The sequence below is a fragment of the Streptomyces sp. NEAU-W12 genome, from assembly GCF_026242095.1.
Classification (GTDB): domain Bacteria; phylum Actinomycetota; class Actinomycetes; order Streptomycetales; family Streptomycetaceae; genus Streptomyces.
On the sequence record NZ_JAPJDM010000042.1, the window covers coordinates 1 to 14021 of the forward strand.

Here is a 14021-nt window from a genome sequence, read left to right on the forward strand (position 1 = left end):
ATAGTGTTTCGGTGGTCATAGCGTAGGGGAAACGCCCGGTTACATTCCGAACCCGGAAGCTAAGCCTTACAGCGCCGATGGTACTGCAGGGGGGACCCTGTGGGAGAGTAGGACGCCGCCGAACAATTCTTGAGGGGAAAGCCCCGTGTCATCCGGCACGGGGCTTTCTGCATTTGTTGGAGGCCTTGGGGCTGTGCCCCTCCCTCTCTCCTCTCAGAGACGTCCCGCTGCCTTCAAGGCGAGGTAGGCGTCTGCCAGGGCCGGTGCCAGGCCGTCCGGGGTTGCTTCGACGACGGTGACGCCGTGGCGGCGGAGTTGTTCCGCAGTGCGGTCGCGTTCCGTCTGAGCCTGGGCTGCTGCCGCGGCCTCGTACACGGCGTCGGTGTTTCCACGGGCGTTGGACATCCGTACCAGGTGCGGGTCGGCGACCGAGGCGAGCAGGACCGTGTGGCGCTGGGTGAGCTGGGCCAGCACGGGGAGCAGGCCCTCCTCTACGGGGGCCGCGTCGAGTGTCGTGAAAAGGACGATCAGAGAGCGGCGAGGGGCTGTGCGCAGGGCTGTGGCCGTGAGGCTCCGGGCATCGGTTTCGACGAGCTCCGGTTCGAGGACGGCCATGGCGTTGACCAGGGAAGGGAGGACGTCGCCCGCCGAGCGGCCCTGGACGAGGGCGCGGAGGCGGCGGTCGTGGGCGAGGAGGTCGACGCGGTCGCCGGCCCGGGAGGCGAGGGCCGCGAGGAGCAGGGCCGCGTCCATGGAGGCGTCCAGGCGGGGAATGTCGCCGACCCGGCCCGCGGAGGTGCGGCCGGTGTCGAGGACCAACAGGATGTGCCGGTCGCGTTCGGGGCGCCAGGTGCGTACCGCCACGGCGGACTGCCGGGCCGTGGCACGCCAGTCGATGGAGCGGGTGTCGTCGCCGGGGACGTACGCGCGCAGGCTGTCGAACTCCGTGCCCTCGCCGCGGGTGAGGACGCTGGTGCGGCCGTCCAGCTCGCGCAGCCGGGCCAGTTTGGAGGGCAGGTGTTTGCGGCTGGTGAACGGTGGCAGCACACGGACCGTCCAGGGGACGTCGTGGGTGCCCTGGCGGGCGAGGAGGCCGAGCGGGCCGTAGGACCGGACGGTGACACGGTCGGCCGTGCGGTCGCCGCGGCGGGTGGGGCGCAGCCGGGTGGTGACGCGTCGGCGTTCACCCGCGGGGACCGTGAGGCGGTGCCGGGAGGCTGCCACCTCGGCGCCGGGCTGCCAGCTGCTGGGGGGCCAGGCGTCACGGATACGGGCCCGGAGCGGGCGGCCGGACGTGTTGGTGACCGTCAGGGTGATGTCGGCGCTGTCGCCCAGGCGTACGGAGGTGTCGCCGGAGCGGCTGAGGCCGAGCCGGCGTACGGGGGAGGCCAGGGCGAAGTCGCAGGCACAGGCCACCGCCAGGGGGGCGTTGACGGCGAGCAGGCCCGCCCAGCCCGGTTCCCAGAGGCCGACGGGGAGAGAGCCGAGTGCCGCCAGGAGAGCGGCGCGTCCGGTGAGGGCCATCAGCGGGGGACGGGGACGTGGGCGAGGATCGCGTTGATGACCGAGTCGGTCGTGACGCCTTCCATCTCGGCCTCCGGGCGCAGCTGTACGCGGTGGCGGAGGGTGGGCAGCGCGAGGGCCTTGACGTCGTCGGGGATGACGTAGTCGCGTCCGGTCAGCCAGGCCCAGGCGCGGGCGGTGGACAGGAGGGCGGTCGCTCCTCGGGGGGAGACGCCGAGAGCGAGGGACGGCGATTCGCGCGTGGCGCGGCAGATGTCGACGACGTAGGCGGTGATCTCGGGGGACACCGTCGTCTTCGCCACCGCGGCGCGGGCGGTTTCCAGGTCGGCTGCGGTGGCGACCGGGCGTACGCCGGCGGCGCGCAGGTCATGGGGGTTGAAGCCCTCGGTGTGGCGGGTGAGGACGTCGATCTCGTCCTGGCGCGAGGGCAGCGGGATCGTGAGTTTGAGGAGGAAGCGGTCGAGCTGCGCCTCGGGGAGGGGGTAGGTGCCCTCGTACTCCACGGGGTTCTGGGTGGCGGCGACCAGGAAGGGGTCGGGGAGGGGGCGGGCGGTGCCGTCGACGGTGACCTGGCGCTCCTCCATGGCCTCCAGCAGGGATGCCTGGGTCTTCGGGGGCGTGCGGTTGATCTCGTCCGCGAGGAGGAGGTTGGTGAAGACCGGGCCGGGCTGGAAGGAGAACTCGGAGGTGCGGGCGTCGTAGACCAGGGAGCCGGTGACGTCGCTCGGCATCAGGTCGGGGGTGAACTGGACGCGCTTGGTGTCGAGGTCGAGGGCCGCGGCGAGGGTGCGGACGAGCAGGGTCTTGGCGACACCGGGAACGCCTTCGAGGAGGACGTGTCCGCGGCACAGCAGGGCGACGGCGAGGCCGGTGACAGCGGGGTCCTGGCCGACCACGGCTTTGGCGATCTCGGCGCGCAGGGCTTCCAGGGAGGCACGGGCGGCGGCCGGATCCCCGGGGTGCGCGGCGTTGTCAGTGGTCGGGTCCGTCATGGACGGCGTACCTCTCTTTCGAGGGCGTCGAGTCGGTCGGCGAGAGTGATCAGGGCTGCGTCGTCGCCGGGTGGTGGGCCGAACAGGAGATCGTGCAGGGACTGCCCGTCGCCGTGAAGGCGGGTGGACAGGGAGGGAAGCAGGGTCTCGGGCGTGTGGGCCCGGGACACGGGGACGCCTACGAGAGGGGCGAGGCGCGTGCGGGTGGTGGAGCGCAGAGCGGCGGCCGCGCGGTCGCGGGCGTTCGCCTTGCGGTAGAGGCGGGCGCGGCCTTCGACGGTTTCGGAGGCGCGGATCGCGACGGGGAGTCTTTCGGGGACGAGCGGGCCGAGCCGGCGCGCCCGCCACAGGGCGGCCAGGGACGCCGCGAAGAAGAGCTGCGCGGTGCCCCAGAGCCAGCCGGAGGGAAGCAGGTCGAAGAAGCTGCGTCGGCCCTCTTCCGAAGCGGCGGAGGCGTCGGCGAGTGAGGGGAGGTACCAGACGAGGTGCGGGCGGGAGCCGAGGAGCTGGAGGGCGAGCGAGGCGTTGCCGTGCTCGTCGAGGCGGTCGTTGAGAAGGATGTCGGGGGCGCCGAGGAGGACGGTGTCGCCGCCCCCGGTGGCTGCCGGGATGCGCAGCAGGGTGGCCAGGCGCTCGCTGGGGTAGCACTCGTCTGCGTCGAGATGGGCGGTGGTGTAGCGCAGACCGCCCGTGTCGGCGGAGCCCGCGCGGACGGCGGCGGGCAGGTCGCAGACGGGGTCGAGGGTCGAGCCGAAGCTGGTGGCCGGGTCGGCGATGACGCCCGGTGCCAGCCGGTCGACGGACGTGCTGCCGGCGGACACCAGGACGGTGCGGCCGCCGGAGTCGGCGAACCCGGAGTGCAGTCGTGACTGCTGGCGGTGCGTCAGGAGGTCGGGGACGGCCACCAGGAGGGTCGTGTCGGGTTTCGCGGCGGCAAACGCCTCTTCCAGGGTGGTGACCACGCGCGTGTCCACGCCGCGGTCGGCGAGGAGTTCGGCGACCGCGCGGCTGCCGTAGCGGTCGGCGGAGCGCGGGTCGAGTTCGCCGTGGCGTGCGTCGGAGCGGACCACGGCGATGACGACGGCTGCCACGGCCAGCAGCGCGAGTGCGAGGACGACGCCTCGCGCGCGGGTCCACACCTGGCGGGCGGTGGGCGAGGTGGAGGTGGAGGGGAGCGGGACCTCGGTCGTCATCCGGCGGCTCCCTGGCGGGCGTCGCCGCCCGTGTCGCTGCGGTTGTGGCTGCCGGCGGAGGCGCTCGCGAGCCGGGGGCTGGTCCGTTCCAGGTCGCGGTCGAGTTCGGTGAGCCGACGGTACGACTCCTCCGTCGCTGTGCGGCCGCCGTAGGTCACGTCGTCGAAGTTCCGGGCCGCGGTGTGCAGTCGGCCGGTGTGGGCGGGCAGGGCGCGGCCGGCCTCCGCGGCGGCCTCGTCGGCGGTGCGGCCGGGGTGGAGCTCGAGCAGGGCGCGTTCCTCCAGGGCGCGGACGAGGGCGCGCATGCGTTCCTGGACGGCCTGGTTCCAGTGGCCCTGGGCGGCGTGTGCCTCGGCGGTCGCGCGGTGTTCGGCGGCGCTGCGGGGGCGGTCGTCGAACAGGACGGGCGCGGAGGTCGGCCGGCGGCGTGGGGTGCCCAGGCGCCACCACAGGGCGCCCAGGACGGCAAGCACGGCGACGACGATGACGATCAGCCCGAGCGTGCCGCCGGGCGCGGCGCTGGAGGCGGCGTCGAACAGCTTGCCGACCCATTCCCAGAGGGCGTCCAGGGCCCGCTGGAACCAGCTGGGGTCGTTCTCGTGGTACATCTGCTTGGACAGTTCGCGCCGGGCCGCCTCCCGCGCGGGGTCGCGCGGGAGGGTGACGGGCGGTTCGCCGTCACCGCGCGGCAGTGCCCGGACGGCGCTGCCGGCGGCTTCGGGCAGTGTCGGCGCCGACGTGAGCACGGTGAGCGCTCCCCCCGCGGTGTGCACCCTGTCAGCTCCCCGGGACGGTGCCGGGCCCGTAGCCCTGGACGCCGGCGGCGCGGCCCAGTTCGAGGTCGAGGGCCTCGCGGCGGATGCGCTGGTCGATGTAGAGGAGCACGGTGACGCCGGCCGTGATCGGGTACGTGATCATCGCGCCGATGACCGCGCCGATTCCGGTGATGATGAGGAACGTCCAGCCGATGTCGCCGCCGGCGCTGTTGAGGAAGCCGGTGACGCCGTCGCCGGTGAAGGCCGCGGCGATGAAGGTGAAGGGGATGATGATGATCGACGCGACGACGTTCGCGATGATCGTCGCGAGCAGCTGGATGCCGAAGATCCGCCACCAGGAGCCGCGCACCAGCTTCGCGGAGCGGCTCAGCGCCCTGAAGACGCCCTGCTTCTCCAGCATCAGCGCGGGCGAGGCCAGCGAGTAGCGGACCATCAGCCACAGGGCGACGAGGCCGGCGCCGATGATGCCCAGGACGGTGAGTGCCACCGCGCCTCCACCGCCGACCGCGGCGGTCATGACGAGGCCGGGTACCGCGCCCACCGTGATGACGAGCACGGTGATCAGCAGCAGCAGGCAGATCAGGCCGAACAGCCTCAGGATCTGAGGGCGGGCGTCGCGCCAGGCCTCGGCGGCGGTGACCGACGTGCCGAGCACGGCGCGGCTGGTGACGGTGGTGAGCAGGGCGGTGGCGGCGACGGTGCCGATCAGGGTGACCACGAAGACCACCCCGCTGTTGAGCAGGGAGTCCCCCATGGCGGCGGTCAGCTCGTCGAGGGTCGCGCTCGGATCGCTGAGGGCCGCGGCGCTGGAGCTGTCCAGGAAGAACCCCTGGACGAGGACGGCGACGACCTCGGTGAGGACGGCGACGGTCAGCGCGATGCCGAGGACGGTGCGCCAGTGGGTGCGCATGGTGGAGACCGCGCCGTCGAGGATCTCGCCCACGCCGAGCGGGCGGAGCGGGATCACACCGGGCTTGGCCGCGGGCGGGGGACCGCCCCAGCCTCCTCCCCAGGAGCCGGGGCCGCCGGGACCGCCGTAGCCGCCAGGGCCCGCGTACCCGCCGCCGTAGCCACCGGGTCCGTGGGGGCCGGGCCCGGCCGGCGGCGGGGCGCCCCAGCCCGGCGGGGGCGCCTGGCCGGGGTCCGGGGTGCCGGGCCGGCCGGTGGGCGCGGACCACTGGCTCGGCGGCTGCTCCTTCGACCAGTTCGGGCCCTGCGGGGCGGGCTGCTCGGGGTTCGGGCGGTCTGCGGGCTCGGCAGGTCCGGACGCATCCGGTCCCTGCCCTTCGGACGGGGCGGATCCGGGCGAAGCCCAGCCCGGAGTGTCGTTCATCGTCGCTCCTTCACGGTGCCCGTCCGCGGTCGCGGCGGCAGGTTCGCTGCCATCGTGCCATGGGGTGGTCGGCGACGGACCGGCCGAGGTGAGGGCTGTGCCTTCAATTGTCCGTGCTCCAGGGGGCAGACTGGCGGTATGGCTGATCAGTACGCACGCAGCGGCGACCACAAGCGGCCGACCGAGATCCCGGTGATCCGCTGGGAGGAGCCACCGGAGGGGCCCGTTCTGGTGCTCCTGGACCAGACCAGACTGCCGGCCGAGGAGGTCGAGCTCGTCTGCACGGACGCCTCCGCGCTCGTGGAGGCGATCAGCTCGCTCGCCGTGCGCGGTGCGCCACTGCTGGGCATCGCGGGGGCGTACGGCGTCGCCCTCGCCGCCGCACGGGGTTTCGAGGTGGGCGACGCCGCGGCCGCGCTGGAGGGCGCCCGGCCCACCGCGGTGAACCTCGGCGTGGGGGTGCGCCGGGCCCAGGACGCCCACCAGGGCGTCCTCGCCCGCGGCGGTGATCTCCGGGAGGCGGCCGGGGCGGCGCTGGCCGCGGCACGGCAGCTGCACCGGGAGGACGCCGAGGCCAGCGCCCGGATGGCCGGGCACGGCCTGGCGCTGCTGGACGAGCTGATGCCCGGCGGCGGGCACCGGATCCTCACCCACTGCAACACCGGTTCGCTGGTGTCGGGCGGAGAGGGCACGGCGTTCGCGGTGGCGCTGGCGGCGCACCGGGCGGGCCGGCTCAGGCGGCTGTGGGTGGACGAAACGCGTCCGTTGCTGCAAGGTGCTCGCCTGACGGCATACGAGGCGGCCCGTAGCGGCATGGCGTACACGCTGCTCACCGACAGCGCGGCGGGATCGCTGTTCGCGGCGGGCGAGGTGGACGCGGTACTGGTGGGGGCGGACCGCATCGCGGCCGACGGCTCGGTGGCGAACAAGGTGGGAAGCTATCCGCTCGCAGTGCTCGCGCGGTACCACCATGTGCCGTTCATCGTGGTGGCACCGGTGACGACGGTCGATCCCCGGACACCGGACGGGGCGTCCATCGAGATCGAGCAGCGCCCCGGACATGAAGTGACCGAGGTCACGGCACCGCAGGTGCCGGTGGCCGGAACCGAAGCGGGAGGCGGGATTCTTGTGGCACCCCTGGGGACCCAGGCGTACAACCCGGCGTTCGACGTGACACCACCAGAGCTGGTCACGGCGATCGTCACGGAGGAAGGTGCCGTCTCACCCGTGACGGCAGAGGCCCTGGCCGAGCTGTGTGCCAGGTCACGCCAGGTCACGAATAGCTAATGGGATGATGTCGTTTATGAAGGGACGAGTCCTTGTCGTCGACGACGACACCGCACTGGCCGAGATGCTCGGCATTGTGCTGCGTGGTGAAGGTTTTGAGCCGTCTTTCGTAGCCGACGGCGACAAGGCGCTGGCCGCTTTCCGTGAGGCCAAGCCCGATCTGGTGCTGCTGGATCTGATGCTGCCCGGCCGGGACGGCATCGAGGTGTGCCGCCTGATCAGGGCGGAGTCCGGGGTGCCGATCGTGATGCTCACGGCGAAGAGCGACACCGTCGATGTCGTGGTGGGCCTGGAGTCCGGCGCCGACGACTACATCGTCAAGCCGTTCAAGCCGAAGGAGCTGGTCGCCCGGATCCGGGCGCGGCTGCGCAGGTCGGAGGAGCCCGCGCCGGAACAGCTCGCCATCGGCGACCTGGTGATCGACGTGGCCGGGCACTCCGTGAAGCGGGAGGGGCAGTCGATCGCGCTGACCCCGCTGGAGTTCGACCTGCTGGTCGCGCTGGCCCGCAAGCCGTGGCAGGTGTTCACCCGGGAGGTGCTCCTCGAGCAGGTCTGGGGGTACCGCCACGCGGCCGACACCCGGCTGGTGAACGTCCACGTCCAGCGGCTGCGCTCCAAGGTCGAGAAGGACCCGGAGAAGCCGGAGATCGTGGTGACCGTCCGTGGAGTCGGCTACAAGGCAGGGCCGAGCTGACATGTCCGGTGACAGTGCCGCTTCGGGCTCCGGCCGGTCCGGGGACCGACCGGAGCGGCCTGTCGGCCGGACGTCCGAGGGCCGCACCCCGAGGCGTTCCCGCTGGGGCCGCCGCCCGGCGGGCGGGCTGCTGCAGGGCGGAGTCCAGGGCAGCCCGGTCATCCGCCTGTTCGTGCGCTGGGTGCGCCGGCCGCTGCTGCCCGTCATGCGGCTGTGGCGGCGCAACATCCAGCTCAAGGTCGTCGTCACCACTCTGCTGATGTCGCTGGGCGTGGTCCTGCTGCTGGGCTTCGTCGTCATCGGCCAGGTGCGCAACGGCCTGCTGGACGCCAAGGTGAAGGCGTCCCAGAGCCAGGCCACCGGCGGGTTCGCGGTGGCCAAGCAGCGGGCCGACGAGGCCGAGAGCGGCACCGGGGAGGACCCGTCCGCGGTGGACGGGTCCTCGCAGAGCGTCATCCAGTGGATGAGCGACCTCGTGGAGTCGCTCTCCAGCGGCGGTCAGGGCGCCTTCGACGTGGTCACCCTGCCCATGGGCGACGAGAGCGGCGGCGGGCGCGGGCCGCGCGCCTCCGGGTACGTCGACCCGGCCCAGAGCGTGCCGGGCGACCTGCGGGACCGGATCGACACCAGCACGAGGGCGACACAGCGGTACACGCGGATCGTCTACAGCGACGGCGCGGACTCCCAGCCCGGTCTGGTCATCGGCAAGCAGGTCAACGACCCCAACGGCGATCCGTACCAGCTGTACTACCTCTTCCCGCTGTCGCAGGAGGAGAAGTCACTGAGCCTGGTCAAGGGCACGCTGGCGACCGCCGGTCTGTTCGTCGTCGTCCTCCTCGGGGCGATCGCCTGGCTCGTGGTGCGGCAGGTCGTGACGCCGGTGCGGATGGCGGCCGGGATCGCCGAGCGGCTGTCCGCCGGGCGGCTCCAGGAACGGATGAAGGTCACCGGCGAGGACGACATCGCGCGGCTCGGCGAGGCCTTCAACAAGATGGCGCAGAACCTCCAGCTGAAGATCAACCAGCTCGAGGACCTGTCACGGATGCAGCGCCGGTTCGTGTCGGACGTCTCCCACGAGCTGCGGACACCGCTGACGACCGTACGGATGGCGGCGGACGTCATCCACGAGGCGCGTGAGGACTTCGATCCGGTGACCGCGCGGTCGGCCGAGCTGCTCGCCGACCAGATCGACCGGTTCGAGTCGCTGCTCTCGGACCTGCTGGAGATCAGCCGCTTCGACGCGGGCGCGGCGGCCCTGGAAGCGGAGCCGGTCGACCTGCGGATCGTCGTACGGCGTGTGGTCGGCGGGGCCGAGCCGCTCGCCGAGCGCAAGGGCACACGGATCAAGGTGGTCGGCGACCAGCAGCCCGTCGTCGCCGAGGCCGACGCCCGGCGGGTGGAGCGTGTCCTGCGCAACCTCGTCGTCAACGCCGTGGAGCACGGCGACGGCAAGGACGTCGTCGTCAAGCTCGCCGCGGCGGGCGGGGCGGTCGCCATCGCCGTGCGGGACTACGGCGTCGGGCTCAAGCCCGGTGAGGCGACCCGGGTCTTCAGCCGCTTCTGGCGGGCGGACCCGGCACGCGCGCGGACCACCGGCGGTACCGGGCTGGGGCTGTCCATCGCGCTGGAGGACGCGCGGCTGCACGGCGGCTGGCTCCAGGCCTGGGGTGAGCCGGGCGGCGGCTCGCAGTTCCGGCTGACGCTGCCCCGGACGGCGGACGAGCCGCTGCGGGGCTCCCCGATACCGCTGGAGCCCCGGGACTCGCGGCGCAACCGCGGACTCGACGCCCCCGGTCCGCCGCACGGCGGCGGGAACGGCGAGAAGCGGGCCACCCTGCCCGCGCCGCCCGCGGACACCGAGGGCTCTGCCCGCGCGGCCCGCGATCCGCTCGCCCCGCTGTCGGCCGCCGCGACACCCACGGCCGATCCGACGGCACTGCCCGGCAACGGCGCACGCGTGGTGTCGCGGCCGGCAGCCGGCGCGCCGCGCCGGGAGGAGCCGGCGGGACCGGCCGCAGGAGACGCGGAGCCTGCCGCCGGGGGTACCGACGGCGCCGCGGATGACGACGCCGGTGACGTGGACGAACTGGACGGCCTGGACGATGCGGACGGTCTGGACGATGTGGACGGTCGGGAAGGGCACGACGGCCTCGGGGGCAGGCAGGGGGAGGCTTCACGTGGACGGTGAGCGCGCAGGGCGCAACCGAAGGGCGCCGGCACGGATGATCGCGTACGCCACCAGCGGTGCCGTACTGCTGGCAGGGTGCGCCTCGATGCCCGACAGCGGGGATCTGCGGGGCGTGGAGTCCACGCCCCGGCAGGACGCGCAGGTGCGGGTGTTCGCGATGCCGCCGAGCGAGGACGCGTCGCCCACACAGATCGTGCAGGGGTTCCTGGAGGCGCTGACCAGCGACGACGCGGACTACAAGACCGCGCGTCAGTATCTGACCACCGAGGCGGCGCGGGCCTGGAAGCCCGAGCTGTCCACCACGGTGCTGGCGGACGGGCCGGGTGCGCACGCCGACCGGCCGGGCCGGGAGGACACCGGCGCGGTCTCCTTCACGCTGACCGGCGAGAAGGTCGCCACCGTGGACGCGCAGCAGGCGTACGCGTCCGCCACCGGGCCGTACAGCAAGCTCGTGCATCTCACGCGGGACGCGAAGAGCGGGCAGTGGCGCATCGACGGGGTCCCGCAGGGCGTCGTCATGGGAAAGTCGGACTTCCAGCGCAACTACATGTCCGTCAGCAAGTACTACTTCGCCTCCAACACCTCGAGGGCCACCGCGGACGGACCACCGATGGCGGTCGCCGACCCGGTGTACGTCCGCAGCCATGTGGAGCCCACCACCCAGATGGTGCGTTCGCTGCTGGGCGGTCCCACGACCTGGCTCGACCCGGTCGTCAGGTCGAGCTTCCCCGCGGGCGCGGCCCTGCACGAGGACGCCGGGCCGCTGGCGGCGGACGACCGCGGCAAGCTGACCGTGCCGCTCAACGACAAGGCGGCCGGAGCCGGTACCGAGCTGTGCAAGGAGATGGCCGCCCAGCTGCTGTTCACGCTGCGCAATCTCAGCCCCGCCGTGGACGAGGTCGAACTGCGGGCCGAGGGGAAGCAGCTGTGCTCGCTGACCCAGGAGGCGACCGAGACCGTGGCCGACCGGGGCTCGCTGAACAGCCCCGACTACCTGTACTTCATCGACGAGGACCACCGGCTGGTGCGGATTCCCGCCGGCGGCACCGCCACTCAGCCGGACCCGGTGCCCGGTGCGCTCGGCGAGGGCGAGACCTCGCTGCGGTCGGTGGCCGTCTCGCGGAACGAACGCACGGCGGCCGGGGTCACGCTCGACGGGCAGTCGCTGTACGTCGGCTCGATCGTGCCGGGCGGTTCGCTCGGGGAGCCCGTGCTGAGCAGCCGGGGCGAGTCCGAGGACGACCGGCTGACCGCGCCCAGCTGGGACGCGCAGGGCGGTCTGTGGGTGGCCGACCGCGACCCCGCCGATCCGGGGCTGTTCCTGCTCGAGGAGGGTGGGGGCGAGCCGCTGGAGGTGCGCACTCCAGGCCTGGACGGGCGCATCCAGTCGGTCCGGGTGGCGGCCGACGGCGTCAGGATCGCGCTCGTCGTGGCCGAGGGCGATCGGCGCTCCCTGATGATCGGACGGATCGAGCGGAGCGGGACGGAGGGGCCGGCCGGACCGGCCGAGAAGACGGGCGCGCGGCCCGCTGTCACCGTGCTGCAACCGAGGCCTGCGACGCCCGAGCTGGAGAAGGTCACCGCCATGTCGTGGACCGGCGACAGCCGGCTCGTCGTGGTCGGACGCGAGGAAGGCGGGGTGGAGCAGATGCGGTACGTCGAGGTCGACGGCTCCCTGCCGGAGGTCTCGCAGCCCGCAGCCCTGACGGGAGTCGAGGCGGTCACCGGATCCGCCGACGAAGAGGTGCCGCTGGTGGCCCACTCGGTGGACGGGATCGTCCGGCTGCCGTCGGGAGCCCAGTGGCAGAAGGTGACGGAGGGGACCGCGCCGGTCTATCCGGGATGAGCACCCGCCCGGCGGATGCCGGGCGGGGCGGGGGCCGCCGGCCGGGTGAAGGGTGTGCCGGCGGGCCGGGGAGTTCTCCACAGGGGTGGCCGGGCTCGGTGTGCCTTGGCACAGTGGGGCCGTGCGGGGCTGGTGGCAGGATCTCACCGACCTGGTGCTTCCGGCCGAGTGCGGCGGATGCGGCAGGCCTCGTACGGTGCTGTGCGACCGGTGCCGTGCGGCGCTCGGCGGTGCCGCGCCCCGCCGGGTGCGGCCGGAGCCGGAGCCGGCCGGGTTGCCGGTGACGCACGCGGCCGCCCGGTACGCGGACGAGGTGCGCGCCACGCTGCTGGCCCACAAGGAACGGGGCGCCCTGGCCCTGTCCCGGCCGCTGGGCGAAGCCCTGGCGGGAGCCGTGCGCAGGGGACTGCGGGAGGCGGCGGCGGTGCGGCCGGGGTCCGGTGAGTCCGGGGGGCCGCTCCACGGCGACCGGGGCACGGTGCTGCTGGTGCCCGTGCCGTCCGCGCGGCGGGCCGTGCGGGCCCGTGGCCACGACCCCGCCCTGCGGATCGCCCGGGCGGCGGCGGGTGCGTTGCGCCGGCAGGGGGAACCCGCCTCGGTGCTTCCCGCGTTGCGGCAGCGGCGGGGCGTGGCCGACCAGTCGGGTCTCGACGCCCAAGAGCGGCAGGCCAACCTCGCCGGTGCGCTGGTGGTGGCGCCGGGCTGTGGCCGGCTGCTGCGCGAGGGGCAGGTCGTCCTCGTGGACGACCTGATGACCACCGGGGCGTCGCTGGCGGAGGCGGCGCGTGCGGTGCGGGCCGACCTGCGGGCGCAAGGGGAACACAGGGCCGATTCGAGTATTTCGGCGCCCGCGTTCGTGTACAGGGGCGAGACCTGGGAAAGGTGTGGAGAACAGCGAAACGAACCGGCTCACCGGAGGGCGGGCCGGAGGTCCGGCCGGTCGGTGGGCACAGCGGGTGCGTACAGGGCCGACCGGCCCATTGACGTGAAGTGCGCTGCGGTTGTTGCGGCTTCAGTGGGTTCTTTCGAAATGAACCGGAACTGAAGGGGGACTTGCGTCGTTGCAGGTAGTGAGAGCGTAAATTCACCTGAACGGAGGTAGGCGGTAGAAGAGGGTGACGACATCCGTCCGGGCGAGATATGTTCGGTTGTGAGGGAAAGCCGCAGGCCACACCTCTCGAATCCGAATGCCGTGCCACGGGTTTTTCGCAATCACCCGGGCCGGTGGACTGGAGATCTCGCTCCTGGGGGAGGAGGTGGAAGTCACCGAGTCCGAGGTTCCGGGGCCGACCGGAGCCTGGTGCAAAAGGGAGACGCTCCGCACCGAGGCGGAGCGATCCGGGAACGGAGTTCTGCGTGGACATCGTCGTCAAGGGCCGCAAGACCGAGGTGCCCGAGCGGTTCCGGAAGCACGTGGCCGAGAAGCTGAAGCTGGAGAAGATCCAGAAGCTCGACGGCAAGGTGATCAGCCTCGACGTCGAGGTGTCCAAGGAGCCCAACCCCCGACAGGCCGACCGCAGTGACCGGGTGGAGATCACGCTCCACTCCCGCGGTCCGGTGATCCGGGCGGAGGCAGCGGCGAGCGACCCGTACGCGGCGCTCGACCTGGCAGCGGAGAAGCTGGACGCCCGGCTGCGCAAGCAGCACGACAAGCGTTACTCACGGCGCGGCGCGCGCAGGATCTCGGCAGCGGAGGTGCCCGCCCACGTCCCCGACGCGGCGACACTCAACGGCACGGGGGCACTGTCCTCCCAGGAGAAGCAGGAAGCCGTCCCCACCAAGAAGATCGGCTCGCTGGAGGTGCAGGGCGAAGGGCCCCTCATCGTCCGCGAGAAGACCCACGTGGCCGCCCCCATGACCCTGGATCAGGCGCTCTACGAGATGGAACTGGTCGGGCACGACTTCTATCTGTTCGTCGACTCCGAGACCAAGGAGCCCAGTGTCGTCTACCGACGGCACGCCTACGACTACGGCGTGATCCACCTCAGCACGGACACCATGGTCACGCACCCGCACGCTCCCGAGGCGGGCGGAACGCTCGGCGGCTGACCGAGCCGGGTCACAGCTGGACCGGTGCCCCTGGTGCGCGCATGTGCGCCCCCAGGGGCACCGGTGTGCGACCACTTCGCACCCCGGGCTGTCACCCCCGTGCCGTCCGGGCATGAAATCATGGCGGCAACGGCCCAAA

At 72.8% G+C, this 14021-nt stretch carries 11 protein-coding genes and 1 rRNA gene; 7 read left to right on the plus strand and 5 right to left on the minus strand.

Features of this window, described 5'->3' with window-relative positions:
- Positions 1 to 7: 7 nt before the first annotated feature.
- Positions 8 to 124 (plus strand): 5S ribosomal RNA (gene rrf / locus ORI94_RS33340).
- 89 nt (positions 125 to 213) lie between these two features.
- Here the strand turns inward: rrf and ORI94_RS33345 are convergent.
- The 5 genes from ORI94_RS33345 to ORI94_RS33365 are packed head-to-tail and all read right to left on the minus strand — an operon-like array spanning position 214 to position 5818.
- Entirely contained in the window at positions 214 to 1524 is a 1311-nt protein-coding gene (locus tag ORI94_RS33345; protein ID WP_266082556.1) for a DUF58 domain-containing protein, read from the minus strand.
- Positions 1524 to 2516: an AAA family ATPase gene (locus tag ORI94_RS33350; RefSeq protein WP_266082557.1), complete on the minus strand. Its 993-nt coding sequence runs from the start codon at positions 2514 to 2516 to the stop codon at positions 1524 to 1526. The genes ORI94_RS33345 and ORI94_RS33350 overlap by 1 nt, the downstream gene beginning before the upstream one ends.
- Complete coding sequence (locus tag ORI94_RS33355; RefSeq protein WP_266082558.1) at positions 2513 to 3709, minus strand: DUF4350 domain-containing protein; 1197 nt, start codon at positions 3707 to 3709, stop codon at positions 2513 to 2515. The genes ORI94_RS33350 and ORI94_RS33355 overlap by 4 nt, the downstream gene beginning before the upstream one ends.
- Positions 3706 to 4434 (minus strand): DUF4129 domain-containing protein, encoded by a 729-nt coding sequence (locus tag ORI94_RS33360; protein WP_266082593.1) that lies wholly within the window; start codon positions 4432 to 4434, stop codon positions 3706 to 3708. The genes ORI94_RS33355 and ORI94_RS33360 overlap by 4 nt, the downstream gene beginning before the upstream one ends.
- 52 nt (positions 4435 to 4486) lie before the next feature.
- Complete coding sequence (locus tag ORI94_RS33365) at positions 4487 to 5818, minus strand: hypothetical protein (RefSeq protein ID WP_266082559.1); 1332 nt, start codon at positions 5816 to 5818, stop codon at positions 4487 to 4489.
- A 138-nt stretch (positions 5819 to 5956) separates the two neighbouring features.
- Here ORI94_RS33365 and mtnA point away from each other — a divergent pair, with 138 nt between their 5' ends.
- The 6 genes from mtnA to hpf all read left to right on the plus strand — a co-directional run bounded on the left by mtnA (position 5957) and on the right by hpf (position 13882).
- Positions 5957 to 7105 carry an S-methyl-5-thioribose-1-phosphate isomerase gene (gene mtnA, locus ORI94_RS33370; protein WP_266082560.1) on the plus strand — a complete coding sequence of 383 codons (1149 nt, stop codon included), beginning with the start codon at positions 5957 to 5959 and terminating at the stop codon, positions 7103 to 7105.
- A gap of 4 nt (positions 7106 to 7109) precedes the next feature.
- Positions 7110 to 7799 carry a two-component system response regulator MtrA gene (mtrA, locus tag ORI94_RS33375; protein ID WP_193478414.1) on the plus strand — a complete coding sequence of 230 codons (690 nt, stop codon included), beginning with the start codon at positions 7110 to 7112 and terminating at the stop codon, positions 7797 to 7799.
- Between the two features lies 1 nt (position 7800).
- Positions 7801 to 9987: an MtrAB system histidine kinase MtrB gene (mtrB, locus tag ORI94_RS33380; RefSeq protein WP_266082564.1), complete on the plus strand. Its 2187-nt coding sequence runs from the start codon at positions 7801 to 7803 to the stop codon at positions 9985 to 9987.
- Positions 9977 to 11833 (plus strand): LpqB family beta-propeller domain-containing protein, encoded by a 1857-nt coding sequence (locus ORI94_RS33385; protein ID WP_416237944.1) that lies wholly within the window; start codon positions 9977 to 9979, stop codon positions 11831 to 11833. Before mtrB ends, ORI94_RS33385 begins: the two co-directional genes overlap by 11 nt.
- Positions 11834 to 11954: 121 nt before the next feature.
- Positions 11955 to 12878 carry a ComF family protein gene (locus tag ORI94_RS33390; protein ID WP_266082569.1) on the plus strand — a complete coding sequence of 308 codons (924 nt, stop codon included), beginning with the start codon at positions 11955 to 11957 and terminating at the stop codon, positions 12876 to 12878.
- 311 nt (positions 12879 to 13189) lie between these two features.
- A complete protein-coding gene (gene hpf, locus ORI94_RS33395; RefSeq protein ID WP_266082571.1) occupies positions 13190 to 13882 on the plus strand; it encodes a ribosome hibernation-promoting factor, HPF/YfiA family in 693 nt (230 codons plus the stop codon).
- The last annotated feature ends 139 nt before the right edge of the window (positions 13883 to 14021 follow it).